The sequence below is a fragment of the Microbacterium salsuginis genome, from assembly GCF_012524205.1.
Classification (GTDB): Bacteria; Actinomycetota; Actinomycetes; order Actinomycetales; family Microbacteriaceae; genus Microbacterium; species Microbacterium salsuginis.
Window position 1 is genome coordinate 1 of sequence record NZ_JABACI010000006.1, and the last position, 23,408, is coordinate 23,408.

A 23,408-nucleotide genomic window follows, 5' to 3' on the forward strand; every position below is an offset into this window, starting at 1 on the left:
GAAGCTAAGCCTCCCAGCGCCGATGGTACTGCAGGGGAGACCCTGTGGGAGAGTAGGACACCGCCGGACACCCATTACCGAAATGGCCACCCAACGCAGGGTGGCCATTTCGCGTTAACACACCGATTGCCCGTGACGGCGCCATCGGAGAGGATCGAGGAATGTCAGAGCAGGAGCCGCGAGACGGCGCAGCAGAGCGTGCCCCGCGCGAGCGTGGGCGCGACGCGACGCCGAATCGCGGAAGCCGTTCTTCCTCGGGCAGCGCCGGCGATCGCCGGCCGTACGCGAAACGTGACGACGGGAAGAAGCCGTACGTCAAGCGCGATGGCGACAAGCCGTATGCGAAGCGCGATGGCGAGAAGCGCCCGTACGTGAAGCGTGATGGTGACAAGCCGTACGTGAAGCGCGACGGTGACCGTAAGCCTTACGTCAAGCGTGACGGTGACAAGCCGTATGCGAAGCGGGATGGCGAGAAGCGCCCGTACGTGAAGCGTGATGGTGACAAGCCGTACGTGAAGCGCGACGGTGACCGCAAGCCGTACGCGAAGCGCGACGGCGACAAGCCTTACGGTTCCCGTCCGACCCGGGGTGGCGCAGATCGCCCGGACCGGGCGGTGCGCGACGGCGAGATCCGTTCCGTGCGCCCGCGCCACGACGACCCGATCATCCCCGACGAAGTGACCGCGAAGGACCTGCATCCGAGCGCGCGCAACGAGTTGAAGACGCTGAGCAAGGAGAACGCCGACCAAGTCGCCCGCCACCTCGCGATGGCAGCGCAGCTCATCGACGAGGACCCCGAGCTCGCCCACCAGCATGCGCTGTCGGCGTCCCGTCGTGCCGGGCGCATCGCCGTGGTGCGAGAGACCCTCGCGATCACGGCGTACGCGACCGGCGACTACGGTCTGGCGCTGCGCGAGCTGCGCACGTACCGCCGCATCTCTGGAAAGGACGACCAGATCGCGCTTCTCGTGGACAGCGAGCGCGGTGTCGGCCGCCCTGACCGCGCGCTCGAGACGGGCCGAGCCGTCGATCGCGCGTCTCTGCCGACCCCTGTGCGGGTCGAGCTCGCCATCGCGATGTCGGGCGCCCGCCTCGATCTCGGCGAGCCCGACCGCGCATTGCGCGAACTGGACATCCCCGAGCTCGACCCCGACCGTGCCTTCGAGTGGAGTCCCGCGCTGTTCTCGGCGCGTGCCGCGGTGCTCGAGGAGCTCGGCCGGGCCGAGGAGGCAGAGCGGTGGCGCAGTCGCGCTCTCGTCGCCGCCGAAGCGCTCGACGCGGCGTCGGGCGCGGACGACCTCGAGACGATCTTCGTCGAGGAGGTCGAGGAGGTCGAGGAGGAATCCGACGACGAGTTCGAGGCCGAGGCATCCGACGAGGCTGCCGATGTCTCCGCCGAAGCTGCTGTGGACGACGTGTCACCCGAGGAGCACGACGCCTCGCCCGACGAGCGCGGGGAGTCGCCGGACGAGGCACGGCCCTGATGCCGCTGTTCGGGCGGCGTCCCGCGACGGCCGCACCGCTGGAGGGTGTCGACGTGGTCCTGGCGGATCTGGACGGGGTCGTCTACGCCGGAGCGGGAGCATTGCCGCACGCGGTCGAGAGCCTGAACCGGGCTCGCGACGGCCGAGTGCTCGCCTACATCACGAACAACGCCTCGCGCACCGACGCGTCCGTCGCCGCACACCTGTCGGAACTCGGGTTGCGCACGGATGCCCGGGACGTCGTGACGAGTCCGCAGGCGGCGATGCGGCTCCTGTCCACACGGATCCCCGCCGGCTCGACGGTGCTCGTCGTCGGGGGCGACGGCCTCGTCGTCGAGGTGGAGAAGGCCGGCTTCGCCGTGACCCGCAGCGCCGACGACGCGCCCGCCGCGGTCGTCCAGGGCTTCGCGCCTGAGGTGGGCTGGACGCAACTGGCAGAGGCCGCGTTCGCCCTCAAGGTTCCCGAGGAGGACGGCGGCATCCCCTGGATCGCGACCAACACGGACTGGACCATCCCTCAGTCCCGCGGGATCGCACCGGGCAACGGCACCCTCGTCTCGGCGGTGCACACGGCGGTGGGGCGCCTTGCGACCGTCGCGGGCAAGCCCGAGGTGCCGATCTTCGAAGAGGCCGTCTCGCGGTTCGACGCCCGGCATCCGCTCTTCCTCGGTGATCGGCTCGACACCGACATCCTCGGCGCGAACCGCGCCGGCATCCCGTCCGCCCTCGTCCTGACGGGGATCGACAGGCCCAAGCACGTGCTCGCCGCACCCGAGGGCTCGCGACCGACGTACATCCTCGGCGACCTGCGTGAGCTGCACGAGCCCTACCCGCAGGTGCGCGTCACCGACGGTGCCGCCACCGTTCGCGGCGCGACCGTCGCGATCGACGGTCCCGATGTGCGGATCGTCAGCGAGGGAGATCGGCCGATCGATCTGGTCCGCGCCGGCGCCGCCGCCATCTGGTCGACGGGGCGCGCCATCTTCGGCTTCCGGGTTCCCGAAAGGCTCTACGCGGATCCGTTCCACCGGCCCTGATCGCACCGGTCCCGGCGTGACTCGCCCGTATCCTTGGGGCATGGATGCGACGCGAGACGCTGACGACGACACCGGGGACCTGCTCTCGACCCTCGAGGTGATCGAGGCTCAGCCGCTCGCGACGCGTGCGGAAGCGTACGAGAGCCTCCACGACACCCTCGCCCGCCGCTTGGAGTCGAACCCCGGCTCCCCGTCATGACCCAGCGTCTCGATGCGGCCCTGGCCGGTCGGGGACTCGCTCGATCTCGCACGCACGCGGCCACCCTCATCTCGGAGGGGCGTGTGAGCGTGGATGGCAGGCCCGTCGTGAAGGCATCCGCTCCCGTCTCCGACGACAGCGCGATCGAGGTGAGCGGTACCGACCATTACGTGAGCAGAGCCGCGCACAAGCTCATTGCCGGTCTGGACGCCTTCGGCATCGACGTGGGCGGCCGTGTCGCGCTCGACATGGGCGCCTCCACCGGCGGCTTCACCCAGGTGCTGCGGGAGCGCGGCGCCGAGCCCGTGATCGCGGTCGACGTCGGGCACGGCCAGCTCGCAGCATCCGTCGCCGCCGATCCGGGCGTCGTGTCGATCGAAGGGTTCAACGTCCGCTACATGACGCCGGCATCGCTCTCCGAGGCGAGTCATGTCGATGCCGCGCCGTCGCTCATCACCGGGGATCTGTCGTTCATCTCGCTCGCGCACGTGCTGCCGGCCGCGCGCACGGTCGCGGCGCCGGATGCCGACCTGGTGCTCTTGATCAAGCCTCAGTTCGAGGTCGGACGCACCGCGGTCAAGGGCGGTCTCGTGACCAATCCGACCCTGCGGGCGGATGCTGTCTCGACGGTGCTCTGGACGGCGTGGGATCACGGCCTGGGCACGTGCGGACTGATCGCCTCGCCGCTGGCGGGCACGCACGGCAACCGCGAATACGTGGCCCATCTCGCGGTCGGACGTGGAAGCATTCCCGAGCAGTGGCGCGACGAGGTCGACCGCCTCACCGACTGATCCAGTGTCGGACTCCCCGCCCGTCGGAGCGATCGGACAGAATGGGGAGGACCGTGAACCGACTGGCGGGGAGCCGATGAACAACGCCGACGACGAGCGCAGCATCCTGGTGGTCGCGCATGCGCACCGAGACGACACGGTCATCGCCGCGGAGCGCGTGGTCTCGGCTCTGCGGTCGTCCGGCGCGCGCCCTGTGATCGCCCCCGACGACCGCGACGAGCTCGTGGCGGTGCGCCCGTCGTTCGCCGATGTCGCGGTCCTCGGCCGCGACATCGCGGTGACCGAGATCGAGCTGGCGATCGTGCTCGGCGGCGACGGCACGATCCTGCGCGCCGCCGAGCTCGTGCGCGACGGCACGGCTCCGGTCCTGGGGATCAACATGGGGCACGTCGGCTTCCTCGCCGAGATCGAGCGCGACGACATGGACGCCGCCGTCCGTCGTGTCATCGAGCGCGACTACGACGTCGAGGAGCGGCTCGCGCTGCAGGTGCGCGTGAAGGACACCGTCGACTCGGTCATCTACGAGACGTGGGCGCTGAACGAGGCGACCGTCGAGAAGGCCAGCCGGGAGCGCATGCTCGAGGTCGTGATCGAGGTCGACGGACGCCCGCTCTCCACCTTCGGCTGCGACGGGGTGGTCATCTCGACCCCGACCGGGTCGACCGCCTACAACTTCTCGGCCGGCGGCCCCGTCATCTGGCCGACCGTGCAGGCGATCTCGGTGGTGCCGCTGTCGGCGCACGCGCTGTTCGCCAAGCCGCTCGTGGTCGGCCCCGAGCACGCGGTCGCGATCGAGGTCCTCGAGCACACCAACGGCACCGGTATCCTGTGGTGCGACGGCCGCCGCTCGCACGACCTGCCGCCCGGCGCGCGCGTGGTGGTGCGCCGCTCCGACCGCCCGGTGCGACTGGCGCGACTGCATCCCGCGCAGTTCACGGACCGGCTCGTGCGAAAGTTCCGTCTTCCCGTCGAGGGCTGGCGCGGCCCCGCGGCGATCACCGGCACCTTGCCCACCCAGGCGAGCGCGGAGCTCCCCCTGTGATCGAAGAGATGCGCCTGCGGGATCTGGGTGTGATCGCTGAGGCGACGCTGCCGATCGGCGCCGGCTTCACCGCCATCACGGGCGAGACGGGCGCGGGAAAGACCATGGTCGTGACCGGGCTTGGGCTGCTGCTCGGCCAGCGCGCGGACTCCGGCGCGGTGCGCGCCGGCGCGGCGCAGGCGACCGTCGACGGGGTGTGGATCGTGCCCGAGGACGGCGCGGTGGCCGAGCGGGTGCGTGAGGCCGGCGGCGATGTCGAGCCTCTCGGCGACGGGCGCGCCGAGCTGTTCGTCGGGCGTTCGATCTCGAGCGAGGGGCGGGGACGCGCTTCGGTGGGCGGCCGTGCCGCGCCGGCCGGCGTGCTCGCCGACCTCGCCGACGAGCTCGTGGTGGTCCACGGGCAGTCCGATCAGCTGCGCCTGCGCTCCGCCGCCGCCCAGCGCGACGCTCTGGACCGGTTCGGCGGTGAGGCGGTCCGCACCGCCCGCGACGAGTACCGGCGGGCGTACGAGCGGTGGCGCGCCCTCGATCGCGAGCTCTCGCAGCTGACGACCGACCGTGACTCCCGCGCGGCCGAGGCAGACGAACTTCGTGCCCAGCTCGCCGAGATCGAGCAGGCGGCGCCCCAGCCGGGCGAAGACGCCGAGCTCACCACGCGCGCCGAGCGGCTCGCGAACGCCGAAGAGCTGCGCATCGCCGCAGCCTCGGCGCACGAGGCGCTGTCGGGGGAGGGAGACGGCCCGGATGCCGCATCCCTGCTCGCTGAGGCGCGCCGAGCGCTGGAGCGCGTGCACGATCCCGTCCTCGAGGAGCTCTCGGAGCAGGTCGCCGACCTCGGCTATCGCACCGCCGATGTCGCGGCCGCGCTCGCGGGGTACCTCGCGGACCTCGACGAGTCCGGACCGCACGAACTGGCCGCGGTCGAGGAGCGCCGGGCGGTGCTCGCCGGCCTGGTGCGCACGCACGGCACTCTCGAAGCCGCGATCGCGCTGCTCGACGTCGGCTCCTCGCGTCTGGCCGAGCTCGACGACGACTCGGGGCGGATCGAGCGTCTCACCGAGGAGCGGGATGCCGCGGCATCCGCTCTCGACGATGTTGCTGCGGTGCTGACCGCGGCCCGCACCGATGCGGCCGGGCGGCTGGGCGCCGCCGTCACCAACGAGCTGCGTGCCCTGGCGATGCCGGATGCCCGACTCGAGGTGTCGGTCGCGCCCGGTGCGGAGACGGCGAACGGACGGGACGACGTCGCGATCCTGCTGGCGCCGCACCCGGGGGCCGAGCCCCGCGCCGTCTCGAAGGGCGCGAGCGGCGGCGAGCTCAGTCGCGTGATGCTGGCGATCGAGGTCGTGATCGCTGCCGTCGATCCTGTCCCGACCTTCGTCTTCGACGAGGTCGACGCCGGCATCGGCGGGGCCGCGGCGATCGAAGTGGGGCGCCGCCTGGCGCGATTGGCGCAGTCGTCACAGGTGATCGCCGTGACCCATCTGGCCCAGGTGGCCGCGTTCGCGACCAACCACCTCAGTGTCGTGAAGGCGAACGACGGCTCGGTGACGGCATCCGACGTGCGCCGGCTCGAGGGCGCGCAGCGCGAGGCCGAGATGGCCCGCCTGCTCTCAGGCATGCCCGATTCCGACGCAGCGCTGACTCACGCACGTGAGTTGCTCAGCCTTCGGACCGAAGTCGACTGATAGGATAAAAGCCCGTGATGCAGACTTCTGGTTCTTCCCGCGGTGACACTTCGAACGACACCACCAAACACATCTTCGTGACCGGTGGTGTCGTTTCCTCTTTGGGCAAGGGCCTGACCGCCGCCAGCCTGGGCAATCTTCTGACGGCCCGCGGCCTGCACGTCGTGATGCAGAAGCTCGACCCGTATCTCAACGTCGATCCGGGCACCATGAACCCGTTCCAGCACGGTGAGGTCTTCGTCACCGACGACGGCGCCGAGACCGACCTCGACATCGGGCACTACGAGCGCTTCCTCGACATCGAGCTGAACCAGGCGGCCAACGTCACCACGGGCCAGATCTACTCGCAGGTGATCGCCAGGGAGCGCCGCGGTGAGTACCTCGGCGACACCGTGCAGGTGATCCCGCACATCACCGACGAGATCAAGCGCCGCATGCGCCTGCAGGCCACCGAGGACCCGCGGCCCGACGTGATCATCACCGAGATCGGCGGAACCGTCGGCGACATCGAGTCGCAGCCGTTCATCGAGTCCGCGCGGCAGATCCGCCACGAACTCGGCCGGCAGAACGTGTTCTTCGTCCACGTCTCGCTCGTGCCGTTCATGGGCGCCTCGGGCGAGCAGAAGACCAAGCCGACGCAGCACTCCGTCGCGACGCTGCGTTCCATCGGCATCCAGCCCGATGCGCTGGTGCTGCGCAGCGACCGCCCCGTCACCGAGTCGAACAAGCGCAAGATCGCGCTCATGTGCGACGTCGACGAGGGCGCCGTGGTCAACGCCGTCGACGTTCCGAGCATCTACGACATCCCCTCGATGCTCAACGAGCAGGGGCTCGACGAGTACATCGTCCGCGCCCTCGGCCTGGCCAACGCCGCCGACGTCGACTGGTCGCGGTGGGAGCGCGTCCTGCAGGCCGTGCACAACCCGAAGCACGAGGTCACGATCGGCCTCGTCGGCAAGTACATCGATCTTCCCGACGCCTACCTCTCGGTCACCGAGGCGCTGAAAGCCGGTGGGTTCGCGCAGGAGACCCACGTCAACATCCGCTGGATCCCGTCCGACGAGTGCGAGACGCCTGAAGGTGCCGAACGAGCGCTCGCACCGCTCGACGGCATCGTCATCCCGGGCGGCTTCGGCATCCGCGGGATCGAGGGCAAGATCGGCGCGCTGAAGTTCGCTCGCGAGCAGGGCATCCCCACGCTCGGCATCTGCCTGGGCCTGCAGTGCATCGTCATCGAGTACGCCCGTCACGTCGCCGGCATCGAGGACGCCTCATCGAGCGAGTTCGACCCCGACACCGAGCACCCCGTGATCGCCACGATGGAGGAGCAGGTCGACATCCTCGATCACGGCGACCTCGGCGGCACCATGCGGCTGGGGCTGTACCCCGCCGACCTCGCCGAAGGGTCGATCGCCGCGGAGGTATACGGTTCGACCACGGCGTCCGAGCGTCACCGGCACCGGTACGAGGTGAACAACCGCTACCGCGACCAGATCGCCGCCGCCGGGCTGGTGTTCTCGGGTGTGAACCCTGATCTCAATCTCGTCGAGTACGTCGAGCTGCCGCGAGACGTGCACCCGTACTACATCGCCACCCAGGCCCACCCCGAGCTGCGGTCGCGTCCGACCGACGCCAACCCGCTGTTCCGCGGGCTTGTGGGAGCCGCGCTCGAACGGCACCGGGCCAGCGAGCTGTTCGACGACGAGCCGTTCGAGGCTGCCCGGGAGCCCGTCGCGTGACGACGCCCGGGGCGCGGGTCGGCGCAGAGCCGGCAGACGAGCCGCTCGAGGCGACGGTGATCTCGAGCGATCTCGTCTACGAGGGACGGGTGTGGGACGTCCGCAGCGACACCGTCGCGTACCGCGACGGCACGATCGTCCGCCAGTACGTCGAGCACCCGGGTGCGGCCGCGGTCGTGGCGCTCGATGAGGACGACCGGATGCTGCTGATCCAGCAGTACCGGCATCCGATCCGTCACCGCGATTGGGAGATCCCCGCGGGCCTGCTGGACGTCGACGGCGAATCGCCGCTCGAGACCGCCAGGCGTGAGCTTGCGGAGGAAGTGGACCTGCAGGCGGCCGACTGGGAGCCGCTCGTGAGCATCTTCACGACGCCCGGTGGCAACGACGAGATCGTGCACCTGTTCCTCGCTCGAGGGCTCTCGCCGGCCGGTGCCGTGCATGCACGCGAGGACGAGGAGGCCGACATCGTCCTGGAGTGGGTCGCGCTGGACGAGGTGATCGCGGGGATCCTCGCCGGCAGGCTGCGCAACGGGATCATGACGATCGGGGCGCTCGCCGCCGCGGAACGGCTTCGCGTCGCGCGAGCGGAGACCGCGGGCCGCTGACATGGGTCGCGCGGGGGAGTCCGGCCATGCGGCTTGAGCGTGCGGTCGACTCGTACCTGCGGCACATCACGATCGAGCGCGGGCTGTCCGACAACACGGTCGCCGCGTACCGTCGCGATCTCTCGGGGTACCTGACATGGCTCGGCGAACAGGGCGTGGCCGACACCTCCGAGGTGACGCCCACGCTCGTCGGCAGCTTCATCGCGGATCGGGCCGCGGCGCAGCCCCCGATGGCGTCCTCGTCCCTCGCGCGGCTGCAGTCCTCGGTGCGGGGTCTGCACCGCTTCCTCGCGCGTGAGGGGGTCGAGAACACCGACCCGTCGACGAAGCTGCGGCCCCCGAAGCAGCCGCGCCGGCTGCCGAAGGCGCTCACGATCGATCAGGTCGAGAAGCTGCTCGACGCCTCGGGTCCGCTCCCGCAGGATGCCGCACCAGGGGAGCTCACGGGCTTGCGCGATCGTGCACTGCTCGAGCTGCTCTACGCCACCGGTGCCCGCGTGTCGGAGATCGTGCAGCTCGACGTCGACGATGTCGCTCACGGCGATGTGCTCCGGGTGCGGGGCAAAGGGGACAAGGAGCGGATCGTGCCCGTCGGTTCGTACGCACGGGCGGCCCTGGACGCGTACCTCACGCGGGCGCGACCCGAGCTGTCGCGACGCGGACGTGCGACGCCCAAGCTGTTCCTCGGTGCGCGCGGTGCGCCGCTGTCGCGGCAGAGCGCATGGCTCGTCATCCACTCCGCTGCGGAGCGCGCGCACCTCAGCGCGCACGTCTCGCCGCACACTCTGCGGCACTCGTTCGCGACCCACCTGCTGCAGGGCGGCGCCGATGTGCGGGTCGTGCAGGAGCTGCTCGGCCACGCCTCGGTCGCCACCACGCAGATCTACACCTACGTCTCGGTGGACGCGCTGCGCGACGTCTACGCCACGTCGCATCCGCGAGCCCGCTGAGCGGGCCGGCGAAGGCGAGTTGGCACGCCGACCGGATCTCCGCCAGACTTGGCCGCTGGAGCCCGCCGTGGGGGTGGGACATCGACAGATCCGGGGGGATCGATTCCCATGACACACAACCGCGCGCGTCTGGCCCTGGCAGGCCTCGTTCTCGCGACCGCGGCCGCCCTGAGCGGCTGCTCCCTCGTCGACCAGCTCGTCCCGGCCTCGGAGCCGGTCCGCGACGCCCAGACCGACGAAGTGACCGAGGCCAACGACAACGCCGACGTCTTCGCGATCCAGGTCGGCGACTGCCTCGCCACGGCCGACATGGGATCGGTCGACGAGGTGACCAGCATCCCGGTCGTCCCGTGTGCCGATCCGCACGACGACGAGGTGTACTACGCGTACAACATGGCCGAGGGTGAATACCCCGGCGAGGACGCCGTGAAGGCCGACGCCGACGCCACCTGCATCCCCGAGTTCGCGAACTTCATCGGACTGGCGTACGAGGAGTCGGTGCTCGACTACTGGCCGCTGTACCCCACCGAGGGATCGTGGGCCAGCGGCGACCGCGAGGTGCTGTGCATCGCGTGGGACCCCTCCGGGGCCAAGCTCACGGGCACGCTCGCCGGCGCCGCCCGCTGATTCCCGGCGTCGGGGGGGGGGGGCGGGGGGGGCGGGGCGGCCCCGGGGGGCAGGGGGGCGGGCCCGCGGGGGCCGCGGCGTTGTGCCGGGGTGGGGGGGGCCCCGGGGGTGGGCCCCGCGACGCCGTTTCTACCGGTGCGAAGCCTCGTGGCCGACTAATATCGAGCGAGCACGAGGAAGCGGGAGCACGGTGGCTGACAGAAGGACGAAGACCAGGTCGGGGAAGACCTCGGAGTCGGAGGTCCCCATGGGGCCGACGGGGCGTCCGTATCACGGCTTTCCCACGCCGCCCAAGCTCGACGGCCATGGCCCCGCCCGGATCATCTCGCTGTGCAACCAGAAGGGCGGGGTCGGCAAGACGACCACCACCATCAACCTGGCCGCCGCCCTGGCCGGCTACGGCCGCAAGGTGCTGGCGGTCGACTTCGATCCTCAGGGTGCGCTGTCAGCGGGACTCGGCATCCAGACGCACGAGATCCCGACCATCTACGACCTGCTGCTCGACAGCAAGAGCGACCCGAACCGCGTCATCGTGAACTCGGGCGTCGAGAACCTCGACGTGATCCCCGCCAACATCGATCTGTCGGCCGCTGAAGTCCACCTGGTCAACGAGGTCGCGCGTGAGCAGACGCTGGCACGCGCGCTGCGCAAGGTGGCCAACGACTACGACGTCGTGCTCATCGACTGCCAGCCGTCGCTCGGCCTGCTCACCGTCAACGCGCTCACGGCCAGTCACGGCGTGATCATCCCGCTGGAGTGCGAGTTCTTCGCACTGCGCGGGGTCGCCCTGCTCGTCGAGACCATCGACAAGGTGCGCGACCGGCTCAACCCGACGATCACCCTCGACGGCGTCCTGGCGACGATGTACGACCCGCGTACGCTCCACTCGCGCGAGGTCCTCGAGCGGGTCGTCGACGCGTTCGGCGACGATGTGCTCGAGACGGTGATCGGCCGCACGGTCAAGTTCCCCGACGCGTCGGTCTCCGGCATGCCCATCACCGAGTTCGCGCCCGAGCACGCTGCCGCGCAGGCCTATCTGCGACTGGCGCGAGAGCTGGTCGCCCGTGGCGCCGTCGCCTGAAGAATGGCCTGACGGGCACGCGCCGTCGCCTGAAGAGGCGCGCGACGGGCATGCGCCGTCGCCTGGCACCGAGCCCGACGGTGCGGAGTCGGATGCAGCTGCCACAGCGGCCGCCGCTGCGGAGCCGGGCTTCCGGGTCTCGCTGGGCAACTTCGACGGCCCCTTCGACCTCCTGCTGAGTCTCATCTCGCAGCATGAGCTCGACATCACCGAGGTGTCGCTGTCGCTCGTGACGATGGAGTTCATCTCGTACCTGCGCGAGCTGGGTCCCGACGAAGAGCTGGATGAGGCATCCGAGTTCCTCGTCGTCGCCGCGACGCTGCTGGACATGAAGGTCGCGGGTCTGCTTCCGCAGGGCGAGCTCGTCGACGCCGAGTCCGTGGCGCTGCTGGAGGCGCGCGACCTGCTGTTCGCCCGCCTGCTGCAGTATCGCGCGTTCAAAGAGGTGTCGGTGTGGTTCGAGCGCTGTCTGCAGCGCGAGAGCCGCCGCCACACCCGTTCGGTGCGCCTGGATGAGAAGTACCGCACCGCTGTGCCCGAGCTCGCCTGGAGCCTCAGCGTCGACGACTTCGCGGCACTCGCGCTGCTGGCCATGACGCCGAAGGAGATCCCGCGTGTCGGCCTGGACCACCTGCACGCACCGCTCGTGAGCATCCGCGAGCAGGCGGCGATCGTGGTGACGCTGCTGCGGGATGCCGGGGCGCTGACGTTCCGGGAGCTCATCGCGGGCGTGGATCAATCCGGAGTCGTCGTCGCCCGATTCCTGTCGGTGCTCGAGCTCTACCGGCACGCCGCCCTGTCGTTCGAGCAGCTGGAGCCGTTGGGCGAGCTGACGCTGCGCTGGAGTGCGCAGCGCTGGTCGGACGAGAACCTCGCCACCTTGGGAGCAGACTATGACCGATGACGTGAGAGCCAGGCTCGAGGCGATCCTGCTGATCGTCGAGGAGCCGCAGAGCCTCGTGAGCCTGGCCGCCGCGGTCGGCTCGCCGGTGCCCGCCGTACGACAGGCGATCGAGGCGCTGGTGGACGATTACGACGGCAAGAGCGGCGGACCCGTCCGCGGCTTCGAGCTGCGCGAGGTCGGCGGCGGCTGGCGGCTGTACGTGCGTGAGGAGCACGACGACCTCGTCAGCGAGTTCGTCGGTGGCCAGGCGCCGTCGCGGCTGTCACAGGCGGCGCTCGAGACGCTCGCGGTGATCGCGTACAAGCAGCCGGTGACCCGCAGCCAGGTCGCGTCCATCCGCGCGGTCAACGTGGACTCGGTGGTTCGGACGCTGCTCGCGCGCGGCCTCATCACGGAGTTGTTCACGGATGCCGAGACCGGCGCCATCAACTACGGCACCACGGATGCGCTCCTGGAGCACCTGGGCATCAACTCGCTCGATGAACTGCCGCACATCTCGCCGCTGCTCGACGGCGCGGAAGACGTGGGAAGCGTCGACGGATTCGACGAGAGGACCAGGCGATGAGCGCCGAAAGCACCGAGGGCGTGCGGCTGCAGAAGGTGCTCGCCAACGCCGGCGTGGCCTCGCGTCGTGTGGCCGAGCAGCTGATCGTCGAAGGGCGCGTGCGGGTCAACGGCGAGGTGGTCACCGAGCTCGGCAGCCGCATCGACCCCGACAGCGACCTCGTCGATGTGGACGGCACCGCCGTGCAGCTGGATGCGTCCAAGCGCTACGTCATGCTCAACAAGCCGACGGGCGTGGTGAGCTCGATGAAGGACGATCGTGGCCGGCCCGACCTCCGGCGTTTCACGAAGGACTGGCCCGAGCGGCTGTACAACGTCGGCCGGCTGGATGCCGAGACGAGCGGCCTCCTCGTGCTCACCAATGACGGCGAGCTCGCGCACGTGCTGGCGCACCCGTCGTTCGGAGTCACGAAGGTCTACATCGCCAAGGTCGAGGGCCGCGTCACGCCACAGACGGTGCAGAAGCTGACCCGCGGCATCGACCTGGACGACGGTCCCATCGCGGCGGACAAGGCCAGGCTGCTGTCGGCGTCCGCCGAAGGCGGCGGGTCGCTCGTCGAACTGACGCTGCACTCGGGCCGCAATCGCATCGTGCGTCGGATGATGGCCGCAGTGGGGCATCCTGTCGTCGAACTGGTGCGCCGCCAGTTCGGCCCGCTCCACCTGGGAACCCTGCCAGCGGGGGCGGCACGTGAGTTGACTAAAGTGGAGCGCGGCGCTCTGCTGACTCTCGCGCGCCGTGAAACCTCTTCGCCGCAGGCGGAAGAGGGCGAACAGGAGAAGTAAGTGACCGAGACGAGGCCGACCTCCGAGCGCGCGCGCCGGGCCGAGGCATCGCTCGCTCCCCGGGTGCACGGCACCGTCCGCATCGTGGGCGCGGGCCTCCTCGGGGCGAGCATCGGGCACGCGCTCACCGCGCGTGGCGTCGATGTCGTCCTCGACGACACCTCGCCGTCACAGCTGCGGCTCGCGGTGGACTACGGCGCCGGCCGCCAGGCGCGCGACGGCGACGAGCCGTCGCTCGTCGTCGTGGCCGTCCCGCCCGATGTCACGGCCGACGTGATCGAGCGTGAGCTGACACGTCACCCCGACGCCGTCGTCACCGACGTGGCGAGCGTCAAGCTCGAGCCGCTGCGCGCGCTGCGCGAACGAGGCGTCGACCTCACGCACTACATCGGCTCCCACCCGCTCGCCGGACGCGAGCGCGGCGGAGCGATCTCTGCGCGTGCCGACATCTTCGTGGGGAGACCGTGGGTCGTCTGTCGCGACGAGGCCACGTCGGCCGCGGATCTCGCTGTCGTCGAAGGGCTCGCGCTCGAGCTGGGCGCGACGCCGATCGAGATGTCGCCAGAAGACCACGACCGGGCCGTCGCCCTCGTCTCGCATGTGCCGCAGCTGGTGGCGAGCCTGCTCGCCGGCCGCTTCGTCGACGCGCGCGACGACTCGCTGCGGCTGGCCGGACAGGGCGTGCGCGACACCACGCGCATCGCGGCGTCCGCGCCGGAGCTGTGGGTGCAGATCCTCGGCGCCAACGCCGAGCCCGTGGTCGACGTGCTCGATCGGCTCGCCGCCGATCTGACGGCTGTCGCGACCGCTCTGCGGGCACCCGACGCGCCGGGTGCGCGTCGTGCCATCGCAGACACGATCCGGCGCGGCAATGACGGCGTCGAACGACTGCCCGGCAAGCACGGGCAGAACCGGCGATTCGAGCAGCTCGTCGTGATGGTGGACGACACTCCAGGACAACTCGGGCGTCTGTTCGGCGAACTCGGCGAACTCGACGTGAACGTGGAAGACATGCGCCTGGAGCATTCTCCGGGCGCGCAGTTCGGCCTCGCCGAGATCAGTGTCGACCCTGCCGCCGTCCGGCGTGCGGTGGACGGCCTCGAGTCCCGCGGCTGGAAGATTGCGAGCACCACCAATGACTGACCCCTCGACCTCTGGGCAGCCCACCGGCGCCGGCACGGTCGTCGTGGCCCTCGACGGTCCCGCCGGCAGCGGCAAGTCCAGCGTCTCCAAGCAGGTCGCACGGCGACTGGGCTACGGCTACCTCGACACCGGCGCGGCGTACCGGGCACTGGCATGGCACGCCCTCGAGCGCGGAATCGACACGTCCGACGCGGCATCCGTTCTCGATGTCTCGGGCGACTTCGATTACGCCATCTCTCTCGACCCCGACTCGTACTGGGTCCGGGTCGGCGGGGTCGACGTGACCGACGCGATCCGTGAGCCCAGGGTGAGCGACGCGGTGAGCGGTGTAGCGAGGGTTCCGGCCGTCCGCCAGTCCGTGAACGCCCTCTTCCGCGCCCTCGTCGCGCACTCCGGCCGCCCCGGCGTCGTGGTCGAGGGCCGCGACATCACCACCGTGGTGGCTCCCGATGCGCCCGTGCGCATCCTGCTCACCGCCGCCCCCGAGGTGCGGGCGGCGCGGCGCAGCGCGGAACTGACGACGCAGGATGCCGCGGCCGTCGCCGCGGCGCTGCACCGGCGCGACGCCTCAGACTCGTCCGTCGTCGACTTCCTCACCGCCGCCCCCGGCGTCGAGGTCGTCGACTCGACCGACCTTGATTTCGATCAGACCGTGGACGCCGTGCTCGGCGTGATCCGCAGCGCGCTGTCCGCGTCTGATCCCCTGCAGACAGGAGCCCCCGATGGCCGCTGACGACCGCGCCCCCGACACCGACGACACATACGAGGGCGGTGAAGACCACCTCGCCGAGAACCTCGCCGCCATCGACGACGAGCTCGCCGACCAGCGCGCCGCCGCGCTGCGCGTGGGACTTGAGGACTACGATCTCGACGAGGACGATGCGGAACTGCTCGAGGGGCTGGTCCGCGGCGAGGACGGCATCGAGTACATGCCGGCACTGCCGGTCGTGGCGATCGTGGGTCGTCCGAACGTCGGCAAGTCCGCACTCGTGAATCGCATCCTCGGTCGCCGCGAGGCCGTCGTCGAAGACACCCCCGGCGTCACGCGCGACCGCGTGACGTACAAGGCCGAGTGGATGGATCGCCGCTTCACGCTGGTCGACACCGGCGGGTGGGAGCCGGATGCCCGCGGCATCGACCGCTCGGTCGCCGCCCAGGCAGAGGTGGCCATCGATCTGTCGGACGTGGTGCTGTTCGTCGTCGATGCGATGGTCGGTGCCACCTCCACCGACGAGCACGTCGTCCGGCTGTTGCGCAAGAGCGGCAAGCCGGTCTTCCTCGTCGCCAACAAGATCGACGACCCCCGCCAGGAGCCCGAGGCCGCGGCGCTGTGGAACCTCGGCCTCGGCGAGCCGCACCCGGTGTCGGCGATCCACGGCCGCGGCGTCGCTGATCTGCTCGACGAACTCATGAAGGTTCTTCCCGACATCTCGGCGGTCGCCAAGCAGGAGATCGGCGGACCGCGCCGGGTCGCGATCCTGGGGCGACCGAACGTCGGCAAGTCGTCGCTGCTCAACAAGGCGGCGGGCGAAGAGCGCGTGGTCGTGAACGAGCTCGCCGGAACCACGCGCGACCCCGTCGACGAGATCGTCGAGATCGGCGGCAAGATGTGGCGATTCGTCGACACGGCCGGCATCCGGCGTCGCGTGCACCTGCAGCAGGGTGCCGACTTCTACGCCTCGCTGCGCACATCGACGGCCCTCGAGAAGGCCGAAGTGGCCGTTGTCGTCCTGGACGTCACGCAGCCCCTCAGCGAGCAGGACGTGCGCATCATCGACCTCGTGCTCGAGTCCGGGCGCGCGCTCGTCCTGGCGTTCAACAAGTGGGACCGCCTCAACGACGACGACATGGACGGTCAGGACCGTCGCCGCTACCTCGAACGCGAGATCGAGCAGGACCTCGCGCACGTCGCATGGGCCCCGCGCGTCAACATCTCCGCCCGCACCGGGCGTCACCTCGAGAAGCTCGTGCCGGCGCTCGAGACGGCACTCGAGTCGTGGGATCAGCGCATCCCGACCGGCAAGTTCAACGCCTTCCTGTCGGAACTGATCGCCGAGCACCCGCACCCGCTGCGCGGCGGCAAGCAGCCCCGCATCCTGTTCGGCACCCAGGCATCCACGCGTCCGCCGACATTCGTGCTGTTCACGACGGGCTTCCTCGACCCCGGCTACCGGCGGTTCATCCAGCGCCGCTTGCGAGAGCTGTGGGGCTTCGAGGGCACACCGATCGTGATCAACATGCGTGTCCGCGAGCGTCGCCAGCGCTGAACCGCACCCGGGCGGGTGTGACAGGCTGGCTGTGACCGAGCCGGCACCGTGACGAAAGGGGCGCCGTGACCATCGAGCCTCCCGCACCCGGGGAGCCGCGGCGCCCGCTGGGGCCGCGCGATCCCGGTGACGCCTGGGTGGTCGCGCCGACGGGGGAGCGGTACTGGGGGCGCTTCGGCGCCGCCGGTCTGCTGGCCGTGGACCCTGATCGCGGTGTCCTGTTGCAGCATCGCGTGTCGTGGAGCCATTTCGGCGACACGTGGGCGCTGCCCGGGGGCGCTCGCCACGAAGAGGAGTCGGCGTGGGACGCCGCACTGCGGGAGGCTGCGGAAGAGGCCGGGGTCCCGGCATCCGCGATTCGTCCGCGTGTGCTGAGCGTGCTCGACCTCGGGTACTGGAGCTACACGACCGTCATCGGTGACGTGGTCGAGCCGTTCGAACCGGTGATCAGCGACCCCGAGAGTCGCGAGCTCGCGTGGGTGCCCACGGACGCCGTCACGCGGCATCCGCTTCATCCCGGTTTCGCGGGTTCGTGGGAGCGACTGAAGGCCCTGCTCCCGGTTCGCCCCGCCGTGGTCGTCGACGCCGCGAACGTCATGGGCTCGGTTCCCGACGGCTGGTGGCGTGACCGCGAGGGTGCGGCCGAACGCCTGCTGGCGCGCCTCGGCTCGCTCGCACGGCAGGGGATCCCGGCTGCCGCTCTCGAGCTGCCCGAGCACACGTGGTATCCGCACTGGACCGCCGTCGTCGAGGGTCAGGCGCGTGGGGCGGAGGCGACGGACGGCATCGACGTGGTGCGAGCCGAGGCATCCGGAGACGACGCCCTCGTCGCCGCGGCCGAACGCCTCGTCGACGCGGGGAACCGCGTGACGGTGGTCACCAGTGATCGGGGCCTCGCGCAGCGGGTTCAGGATGCCGGAGCCGCCGTCCGCGGAGCGCGCTGGCTGCTCGACCTGCTGGACTGAGTGCGCTCAGCCCTCCCGGCCGCGGAGGCGGTCGATGTCGCGGCGCTCCCGCTTGGTGGGACGCCCGGCGCCGCGGTCGCGCACGGGGACGAAAGCCGCCAGCTCGCGCGGCGGCGGGGGAGGCGTCTGGTCGTCGACGGCCTCGGCAGCGACCGCGGCGCCGACCCGCTTCGCGATGGGTTGCTTGACGACGAGGATCCGGTCGAAGCCGTTGATACGCACCCTGAGTTCGTCGCCCGGACGCACCGGCTGCGCGGCCTTCACCCTGTCGCCGTTGACCCGCACATGCCCGGCGCGGCATGCCGTGGTCGCCGCCGACCGAGTCTTGTACACGCGGATCGCCCAGAGCCACGCGTCGACGCGAACCGAAGCACCTCCCGTGGTCACGCCGTCACCTCCGCCGGACGCCGCACGCGTGTGGTGACCAGCACACCCGCCGCGATGAGGCCTTGCCCGAGGCAGTAGGTGAACATCACCGCCGGACTGGTCCATTCCGGCATCGCTTCGGGCAGGAAGAGCCGGAACGCCAGGATCGAGTCCGAGGCGAGGAAGAAGGCACCGCCCCACGCGATGAGCGGATGGCAGCGGGATGCCGCGACCGCCGTGCCGCCGAGCACGAGGCCGTACGCCGCGACGGCGATCACGAGGCCACCGAGGTGGGGCCAGAGCACCGCGAGCAGCACGCCCCACCATGCCGCGTACACGACGGCCCACGGCGGGACTCGTCGCACCGCGAGGCGGCGCCAGAACAAGGTGATGTAGAACAGGTGCGCGAGTCCGAAGAAGAGCAGCATCATCGGAACGGTCGGAAGCCAAGGGAGGAAGACGGCGGCGCCGTCGCCGATCCACGAGAGCCCGATGGCGGCGACGACGAGCGTGTGTGCTGTGGTCCACGTGGTGCCGCGAGCGCCCCACACGACAGCGAGGACGAGCAGCGGCATGAGCGCGAGCTTGGTCGAACCCGCGAGCTCGTCCGTCCCCACGGCGAGAGCGCCGACGTGCACGACCGACATCACGATGTACGGTGCGAACGCGATCCAGAGCCGTCGCATGATCCTCCTCGATTCCTGCCCTGACATCGTCGCACGCGCGCGCCGGGCCGAGAGCCGGCCGGGACCGGATGCCGCGATCGGGTTCAGCGCGACACGTCGAGCGAGACGATCGCGAGGTCGGGACGCGGACGCGCCACCTCGCGGAATCCCGCCTCTTCGAAGGTCGATATCACGCCGTGGTAGAGATCGTTCGACGCCTTCTTGCGGCCTGAACCGGGATCGACGGGGTACGCCTCGATCACGCGAGCGCCGCGCGATCGCGCGTAGTCGACGGCTGCGGCGAGCAGCTGAGCGTTCAGTCCCTGCTGCCGGTGCTCTCGGCGCACGACGAAGCAGCTGACCGCCCACACGTTTTCGTCGTCCCAGGTCTCCTCGGAGTGGGCCGCGAAGTTGCGGGTGCGAGCGAGGCGCACCTGCCGTGTGCGGGGACCGACGCGCACCCACCCGGCGGGCTCATCGTCGACGTACGCGATGAGGGCCGGCGGGGGACCGGTCTCGATCTCGCCGCGGAGCAGCTCCCTCCGCTGCTCGAGGGTCGTCTTTTCGAACTCGACGTTCGGCATCATCCACCATTGGCACTGGCAGCCACGGCCGTCGCCGCCTCCACTCAGCGTGTGCTGAGCATCGTCGAAGCGGTCGGCGGTGACGGGTTCGATCCTGACGTGTGCCATTCACGCGACGCTAGCCGTGGCTGCCGACACCGACAAGAGGCGGATGCCGCAGCCCGCGTGTGTTCGCGTGGCTCTCACGGACCGGGTAGGATAGTCGAGTTGCCCGCGCGCAAGCGGGGGCATCGGGATGTGGCGCAGCTTGGTAGCGCACTTGACTGGGGGTCAAGGGGTCGCAGGTTCAAATCCTGTCATCCCGACCACATCGGCCCGGAACCTCTCACGAGGTTCCGGGCCTTTTTCTCGCGTGCGGGTCGGGTGCCATGCGAAGAACGCGCGCCGGTTCCGGAGGCGGTCAACGGTTGCTGAAAGCGTCGGATCCGAAACGCTCGAACCATGCAGTTCGCCGAAGTGCTGCCAGAGGACGCCCCCGACCCTCGTCTGGAATCCGGGCGGCGTCTGCTCGGCCTTCGATTCCCGCTCATGGGTCTGGTCCCGCAACCGGCGATCGAGGACGTGGACCGTCCCGGAATCATGGAGTCGACGGGCAGCGCGGGGCGATCGCAACTCGCGGTGAGCTTCTCGTACACGTTCTGGAGGAATCCCGACGATCGTGCCGACCCCGTGAATCTGAAGGACCTCGAACCGGAGGAGCAAGCGTCGATCGAGACGGTTCCGCCGTGGCCTCGCCCTGCCTGGCTGATCGAGGCGGTGGAAATGATGCGTTATCCCCGACTCTGGGAAGCCGTTCGCACGTGCTGGTCCAGGGACGTTTCCGAATACACCACCCTGCAGCGCCAGCTCGTCGACCACACGAATCACATCCTCACGAACCAGTTCCGAGAGGAGTTGGGGCTCGCGCCCGGCCCGACCGAGGACGGCGCATGGATGGTCCGTCTGTCGTCGGTCAACACAGCCGCCCGACTCGAGATCGACGGCGTGGACGTACCGGCTGTCGAGATCGACACCGACCCCTTCGTGTACGCCGTCGGCGCCCAGCTCCGTCCCGACGTCGTCACGACCGTCGTCATCGCACGGGATCACCTTCCCTACGTACGCCTAGCGCTACACACTCGGACTCCCGCAGCTCGCTGACGTAGGGGAAGGGGACGGCGCACGGGATGCGACGGACCGCCCCCCGCCTGCCGGGTCCGTAGCACGGACGATCGCACCTGGACGGAGCCTGCAAAGCCGTGAGCGTGAGATCGATGTGTCGGCACCGCTTGGGTGTCGGTAGTGTCGGGCCGTGGCGATCTGGGAAGCGGGAGAAGGAATCGTTGAGTTCCCTGACGGTCGCCGATTTCGAGGGAGGGGACTTCACCGTCCGCTCGGTGCGGGAATCCGTCCGGAGTTCGGGGTATACCTGGTCGGTCGGGATCCCGGGGTCCTGGACTGGCCGAGCCACTGGCTGAAGTGGCGAGACTTCGGTCTTCCGCAATCGACTGACGACGCACTGATCGTTCTCCGGGAAGCCCACGCCCGGGCAGAGTCAGAACGCGTCGAGATCGCCTGCGACGGCGGCAACGGCCGCACGGGAACGGCGCTGTCGGTGCTTGCAATGATGAGCGGCATCGATCCGGAGAATGCCGTCAACTGGGTGCGCGCGCACTATCGGGCCACTGCGGTGGAGACACCTAGACAGCGCAGGTGGGTCAGTGAGGTCTCGGCGCGGCTCCGTGTCGAAGGAGAGCGTCCTGACGCGTAGCGGTCCGCGAGCGTAGTCGCGGCACCATCGCGTTCACCCGTAAGCCGAATTCCATCGACTTCGGCCGTGCCACGTCCTCCGCGTCCACATGCGGTCCTCGTGCGCGTCAACGGAGATGTTCTGCTGCATAACCGGGTGGCTGAACCCCTCGGGATCAACGGTGAACTCTCCTTCAGCGTGCCAACACCGAACTGGCACGATGCGTTGTCTCAGCAAGGTGAGTATGAACGCCACAGAACACGAGACCGATGCCGCGCGTAGCATCGGCCGGACCATGGCCCGCTTGCGCAGTGCGGGCATGAGCTCACTCCTTCGGCCGCAGCGGCCTTGCGCAGGGGAACCGGGCCGCCACAGGACGTTTTCAGTCGCGAACGTCCTGTGGAGGCGTGTTTCTCCTGTGGAGGAGTGCCGGAACGGATGCCGCAGCCCGACCTCTCACCCGTGCAGGGTCGGGTGGTAGGTGAGCTCGAGGGTGCGGCCGTCGAGCTGCACGGTGTCGATCAGCTCGAGGTCGAAGTCCTCGGCGCCCTCGAAGATGCGGTCCATGCCGGTGCGCCCGGTGATCACCGGGAACAACGTCACCTGCACGACGTCGACTAGGCCCGCCGCCATCAGCGCCCGGTTGAGCGACAGGCTTCCGTGGGAGCGCAGCGGCACGTCGGACTCCTCTTTCAAGCGGCGCACGACATCGACCCCGCCACCGCGCGCGACGGTGGCATCGTGCCAGTCGAGCGGCTCTTCGAGCGTGTCGGAGACGACGATCGTGGGCAGCGTGATCATGCGGGTCACCCACGGGTCGCGGACGTCGGACTCCTCCGTGCTCTCGGCCAGCATGCGGGCGAAGTCCTGATAGGTGTGCGCCCCCAGAACCAGCCGCTGGTCTTCGCCGTACAGGGCGAGACGGTGTGCGAGCAGCTCCGGGCCCTGCTTGCCCCAGTAGCCGGTCCAGTCGCCGCCGGCGGCGCCGAAGCCGTCGAGGCTGGAGAAGACGTCGAAGGTGTACGTCGCGGTCATGATGGACTCCTTGTGTCGGTTCGGTACGGCGGCCGCCGGTCGGTGCCGCCTCTCACCACTGCTACGAACGTCCCACCCCCGATCCGACACCTTCGCGGCGGATTTCTCCATCCATCCGGGCGAACCTCTGGCATACTCACGCGTGGTGATGCGATGACGGCGAATCTGGACACGCGCGCGGGCCGGCCGTGGATCTTCCGACGGTGGCCGGCGATCGCTGCGGTCCTCTTCGCGGCTGCGCTGTCGGTGGCGCTGTGGGTGGGCTTCAGCGATACGGCGCAGGCCTCGCAGGTGCTGACGGCTGCCGGATTCGTTTACCTGGGTTCCGCGGCGCTCGGCTCCCGGCGTGCGGCGTGGCCCCTGTTCGGGCTCACGTTCGTGGTCATCGGGATCGGCTATGCCGTGCCCGGCTTCGACCCGACGTGGGTGCTGCTCGGCGGAGGTGCGGTGCTGGCGGTCCTCGGGTTCGTGCGCGGTGCGATCCGGCCCGGGTGGGGTCTGCCACTGCAGCTGCTCGCGATGGCGGTGATCGCGGCGGTGGCCGTCGCCGTCATGTTCATCGGCCAGCCGGCCGCCGGTCTGCTCGTCGGGGTCGGCCTCCTCGCTCACGCGTCGTGGGATGTCGTGCACTTCCGCGCCCGGCGCGTCGTCATGCCGTCGATGGCGGAGTTCTGCGCCGTGCTCGACACGCTCCTCGGTCTCGTCGTGATCGCGGCGGCGTTTCTGCGCTGATCGCGTCCCCGCGTAGCGCGCGCCACGTGCTTGGGCAAGCCCCTGGAAGCTGGCCGCGAACGGTCGGAGGGTGGTGCCGAGAGGAGGGCGACCATGCATGAGCACAACGAACAGGCCGAGAGCCACGTCACGACCGACCACGACGAGATCCGGCGATGGGCGGATGACCGGCACGCGAACCCCGCGACGGTCGACGACCCGCAGAATCCCGGCGGGATCGGTGCGCTGCGGTTCGACTTCGACTTCGGGTTCGACACCGAGACCAGCGACCTGCGCCAGATCAGCTGGGACGAATGGCTCGCCGCGTTCGATGAGCGCGGACTGAGCTTCTCGTACCAGGACACGCGGGCCGACGGGTCACCGTCGAACTACTTCACGCTGGAGGAGCACCGCACCGGCACCACCTGAGCACGGCCACGGTC

General features: G+C 70.0%; 26 protein-coding genes, 1 tRNA gene and 1 rRNA gene. 24 read left to right on the forward strand and 4 right to left on the reverse strand.

Annotated elements, in window-relative coordinates:
* The 19 genes from rrf to HF576_RS18745 form a co-directional block, all read left to right on the forward strand.
* Window positions 1-69 (forward strand): 5S ribosomal RNA (gene rrf / locus HF576_RS20910); the annotation flags it as partial.
* Between the two features lie 92 nt (window positions 70-161).
* Window positions 162-1,484, forward strand: a complete 1,323-nt coding sequence (locus HF576_RS20475) for a tetratricopeptide repeat protein (RefSeq protein WP_240949045.1) — start codon at window positions 162-164, stop codon at window positions 1,482-1,484.
* Window positions 1,484-2,521, forward strand: coding sequence for an HAD-IIA family hydrolase (locus HF576_RS18665; protein ID WP_168914354.1), 1,038 nt, complete (start codon window positions 1,484-1,486; stop codon window positions 2,519-2,521). The genes HF576_RS20475 and HF576_RS18665 overlap by 1 nt, the downstream gene beginning before the upstream one ends.
* A gap of 40 nt (window positions 2,522-2,561) precedes the next feature.
* Complete coding sequence (locus tag HF576_RS18670) at window positions 2,562-2,720, forward strand: hypothetical protein (RefSeq protein WP_168914355.1); 159 nt, start codon at window positions 2,562-2,564, stop codon at window positions 2,718-2,720.
* Window positions 2,717-3,511, forward strand: coding sequence for a TlyA family RNA methyltransferase (locus HF576_RS18675; protein WP_168914356.1), 795 nt, complete (start codon window positions 2,717-2,719; stop codon window positions 3,509-3,511). The genes HF576_RS18670 and HF576_RS18675 overlap by 4 nt, the downstream gene beginning before the upstream one ends.
* Before the next feature lie 76 nt (window positions 3,512-3,587).
* Complete coding sequence (locus HF576_RS18680) at window positions 3,588-4,553, forward strand: NAD kinase (RefSeq protein WP_168914357.1); 966 nt, start codon at window positions 3,588-3,590, stop codon at window positions 4,551-4,553.
* A complete protein-coding gene (recN, locus tag HF576_RS18685) occupies window positions 4,550-6,241 on the forward strand; it encodes a DNA repair protein RecN (RefSeq protein WP_168914358.1) in 1,692 nt (563 codons plus the stop codon). The genes HF576_RS18680 and recN overlap by 4 nt, the downstream gene beginning before the upstream one ends.
* A gap of 17 nt (window positions 6,242-6,258) precedes the next feature.
* Window positions 6,259-7,980 (forward strand): CTP synthase, encoded by a 1,722-nt coding sequence (gene pyrG, locus HF576_RS18690; protein WP_168914590.1) that lies wholly within the window; start codon window positions 6,259-6,261, stop codon window positions 7,978-7,980.
* Window positions 7,977-8,588, forward strand: a complete 612-nt coding sequence (locus HF576_RS18695) for an NUDIX domain-containing protein (protein WP_168914359.1) — start codon at window positions 7,977-7,979, stop codon at window positions 8,586-8,588. Before pyrG ends, HF576_RS18695 begins: the two co-directional genes overlap by 4 nt.
* Window positions 8,589-8,614: 26 nt before the next feature.
* Window positions 8,615-9,538, forward strand: a complete 924-nt coding sequence (gene xerD, locus HF576_RS18700) for a site-specific tyrosine recombinase XerD (RefSeq protein WP_168914360.1) — start codon at window positions 8,615-8,617, stop codon at window positions 9,536-9,538.
* Between the two features lie 108 nt (window positions 9,539-9,646).
* Window positions 9,647-10,165 (forward strand): septum formation family protein, encoded by a 519-nt coding sequence (locus HF576_RS18705; protein ID WP_168914361.1) that lies wholly within the window; start codon window positions 9,647-9,649, stop codon window positions 10,163-10,165.
* A gap of 247 nt (window positions 10,166-10,412) precedes the next feature.
* On the forward strand, window positions 10,413-11,246 hold the full coding sequence (locus tag HF576_RS18710) for a ParA family protein (RefSeq protein ID WP_168914362.1): 834 nt from the start codon (window positions 10,413-10,415) through the stop codon (window positions 11,244-11,246).
* On the forward strand, window positions 11,230-12,150 hold the full coding sequence (locus HF576_RS18715; RefSeq protein ID WP_168914363.1) for a segregation and condensation protein A: 921 nt from the start codon (window positions 11,230-11,232) through the stop codon (window positions 12,148-12,150). Before HF576_RS18710 ends, HF576_RS18715 begins: the two co-directional genes overlap by 17 nt.
* Window positions 12,140-12,715, forward strand: coding sequence for an SMC-Scp complex subunit ScpB (gene scpB, locus HF576_RS18720; protein ID WP_168914364.1), 576 nt, complete (start codon window positions 12,140-12,142; stop codon window positions 12,713-12,715). The genes HF576_RS18715 and scpB overlap by 11 nt, the downstream gene beginning before the upstream one ends.
* Entirely contained in the window at window positions 12,712-13,500 is a 789-nt protein-coding gene (locus tag HF576_RS18725; protein ID WP_168914365.1) for a pseudouridine synthase, read from the forward strand. Before scpB ends, HF576_RS18725 begins: the two co-directional genes overlap by 4 nt.
* Entirely contained in the window at window positions 13,501-14,643 is a 1,143-nt protein-coding gene (locus tag HF576_RS18730; protein WP_168914366.1) for a prephenate dehydrogenase, read from the forward strand. It begins immediately after the preceding gene.
* Window positions 14,636-15,376 (forward strand): (d)CMP kinase, encoded by a 741-nt coding sequence (cmk, locus tag HF576_RS18735; protein WP_168914367.1) that lies wholly within the window; start codon window positions 14,636-14,638, stop codon window positions 15,374-15,376. Before HF576_RS18730 ends, cmk begins: the two co-directional genes overlap by 8 nt.
* Window positions 15,366-16,910, forward strand: coding sequence for a ribosome biogenesis GTPase Der (gene der, locus HF576_RS18740; protein ID WP_168914368.1), 1,545 nt, complete (start codon window positions 15,366-15,368; stop codon window positions 16,908-16,910). The genes cmk and der overlap by 11 nt, the downstream gene beginning before the upstream one ends.
* 65 nt (window positions 16,911-16,975) lie before the next feature.
* Complete coding sequence (locus HF576_RS18745) at window positions 16,976-17,875, forward strand: NUDIX domain-containing protein (RefSeq protein WP_168914369.1); 900 nt, start codon at window positions 16,976-16,978, stop codon at window positions 17,873-17,875.
* Between the two features lie 6 nt (window positions 17,876-17,881).
* Here the strand turns inward: HF576_RS18745 and HF576_RS18750 are convergent, their stop codons facing one another.
* The 3 genes from HF576_RS18750 to HF576_RS18760 all read right to left on the reverse strand — a co-directional run bounded on the left by HF576_RS18750 (window position 17,882) and on the right by HF576_RS18760 (window position 19,598).
* Window positions 17,882-18,262, reverse strand: coding sequence for a S4 domain-containing protein (locus tag HF576_RS18750; RefSeq protein WP_168914370.1), 381 nt, complete (start codon window positions 18,260-18,262; stop codon window positions 17,882-17,884).
* Window positions 18,259-18,927: a lysoplasmalogenase gene (locus tag HF576_RS18755; protein WP_168914371.1), complete on the reverse strand. Its 669-nt coding sequence runs from the start codon at window positions 18,925-18,927 to the stop codon at window positions 18,259-18,261. The genes HF576_RS18750 and HF576_RS18755 overlap by 4 nt, the downstream gene beginning before the upstream one ends.
* Window positions 18,928-19,010: 83 nt before the next feature.
* Window positions 19,011-19,598 carry a GNAT family N-acetyltransferase gene (locus HF576_RS18760; protein ID WP_168914372.1) on the reverse strand — a complete coding sequence of 196 codons (588 nt, stop codon included), beginning with the start codon at window positions 19,596-19,598 and terminating at the stop codon, window positions 19,011-19,013.
* A 123-nt stretch (window positions 19,599-19,721) separates the two neighbouring features.
* Here HF576_RS18760 and HF576_RS18765 point away from each other — a divergent pair.
* From HF576_RS18765 to HF576_RS20825, 3 genes are all read left to right on the forward strand, one after another.
* Window positions 19,722-19,798, forward strand: a tRNA-Pro gene (locus HF576_RS18765).
* Window positions 19,799-19,931: 133 nt separating this feature from the next.
* A complete protein-coding gene (locus HF576_RS18770) occupies window positions 19,932-20,630 on the forward strand; it encodes a hypothetical protein (RefSeq protein WP_168914373.1) in 699 nt (232 codons plus the stop codon).
* A gap of 151 nt (window positions 20,631-20,781) precedes the next feature.
* The gene (locus HF576_RS20825) at window positions 20,782-21,240 is read left to right on the forward strand and encodes a protein-tyrosine phosphatase family protein (RefSeq protein WP_168914374.1); all 459 of its coding nucleotides are present in this window, start codon (window positions 20,782-20,784) and stop codon (window positions 21,238-21,240) included.
* Window positions 21,241-21,675: 435 nt separating this feature from the next.
* Here the strand turns inward: HF576_RS20825 and HF576_RS18780 are convergent, their stop codons facing one another.
* Window positions 21,676-22,254 carry a dihydrofolate reductase family protein gene (locus HF576_RS18780; protein ID WP_168914375.1) on the reverse strand — a complete coding sequence of 193 codons (579 nt, stop codon included), beginning with the start codon at window positions 22,252-22,254 and terminating at the stop codon, window positions 21,676-21,678.
* 153 nt (window positions 22,255-22,407) lie between these two features.
* On the opposite strand from HF576_RS18780, the gene HF576_RS18785 reads away from it, so the two are divergent.
* Window positions 22,408-22,986, forward strand: a complete 579-nt coding sequence (locus HF576_RS18785) for a hypothetical protein (RefSeq protein WP_168914376.1) — start codon at window positions 22,408-22,410, stop codon at window positions 22,984-22,986.
* 93 nt (window positions 22,987-23,079) lie between these two features.
* Window positions 23,080-23,394 carry a hypothetical protein gene (locus tag HF576_RS18790; RefSeq protein ID WP_168914377.1) on the forward strand — a complete coding sequence of 105 codons (315 nt, stop codon included), beginning with the start codon at window positions 23,080-23,082 and terminating at the stop codon, window positions 23,392-23,394.
* Window positions 23,395-23,408: the final 14 nt, after the last annotated feature.

Coding starts and splice junctions, on each gene's coding strand:
- HF576_RS20475 (WP_240949045.1), top strand. CDS start 162: ATGTCAGAGCAGGAGCCGCGAGACGGCGCAGCAGAGCGTGCCCCGCGC.
- HF576_RS18665 (WP_168914354.1), top strand. CDS start 1,484: ATGCCGCTGTTCGGGCGGCGTCCCGCGACGGCCGCACCGCTGGAGGGT.
- HF576_RS18670 (WP_168914355.1), top strand. CDS start 2,562: ATGGATGCGACGCGAGACGCTGACGACGACACCGGGGACCTGCTCTCG.
- HF576_RS18675 (WP_168914356.1), top strand. CDS start 2,717: ATGACCCAGCGTCTCGATGCGGCCCTGGCCGGTCGGGGACTCGCTCGA.
- HF576_RS18680 (WP_168914357.1), top strand. CDS start 3,588: ATGAACAACGCCGACGACGAGCGCAGCATCCTGGTGGTCGCGCATGCG.
- pyrG (WP_168914590.1), top strand. CDS start 6,259: ATGCAGACTTCTGGTTCTTCCCGCGGTGACACTTCGAACGACACCACC.
- xerD (WP_168914360.1), top strand. CDS start 8,615: ATGCGGCTTGAGCGTGCGGTCGACTCGTACCTGCGGCACATCACGATC.
- HF576_RS18705 (WP_168914361.1), top strand. CDS start 9,647: ATGACACACAACCGCGCGCGTCTGGCCCTGGCAGGCCTCGTTCTCGCG.
- HF576_RS18710 (WP_168914362.1), top strand. CDS start 10,413: ATGGGGCCGACGGGGCGTCCGTATCACGGCTTTCCCACGCCGCCCAAG.
- scpB (WP_168914364.1), top strand. CDS start 12,140: ATGACCGATGACGTGAGAGCCAGGCTCGAGGCGATCCTGCTGATCGTC.
- HF576_RS18725 (WP_168914365.1), top strand. CDS start 12,712: ATGAGCGCCGAAAGCACCGAGGGCGTGCGGCTGCAGAAGGTGCTCGCC.
- cmk (WP_168914367.1), top strand. CDS start 14,636: ATGACTGACCCCTCGACCTCTGGGCAGCCCACCGGCGCCGGCACGGTC.
- der (WP_168914368.1), top strand. CDS start 15,366: ATGGCCGCTGACGACCGCGCCCCCGACACCGACGACACATACGAGGGC.
- HF576_RS18755 (WP_168914371.1), bottom strand. CDS start 18,927: ATGCGACGGCTCTGGATCGCGTTCGCACCGTACATCGTGATGTCGGTC.
- HF576_RS18760 (WP_168914372.1), bottom strand. CDS start 19,598: ATGGCACACGTCAGGATCGAACCCGTCACCGCCGACCGCTTCGACGAT.
- HF576_RS18770 (WP_168914373.1), top strand. CDS start 19,932: ATGCAGTTCGCCGAAGTGCTGCCAGAGGACGCCCCCGACCCTCGTCTG.
- HF576_RS18780 (WP_168914375.1), bottom strand. CDS start 22,254: ATGACCGCGACGTACACCTTCGACGTCTTCTCCAGCCTCGACGGCTTC.
- HF576_RS18785 (WP_168914376.1), top strand. CDS start 22,408: ATGACGGCGAATCTGGACACGCGCGCGGGCCGGCCGTGGATCTTCCGA.
- HF576_RS18790 (WP_168914377.1), top strand. CDS start 23,080: ATGCATGAGCACAACGAACAGGCCGAGAGCCACGTCACGACCGACCAC.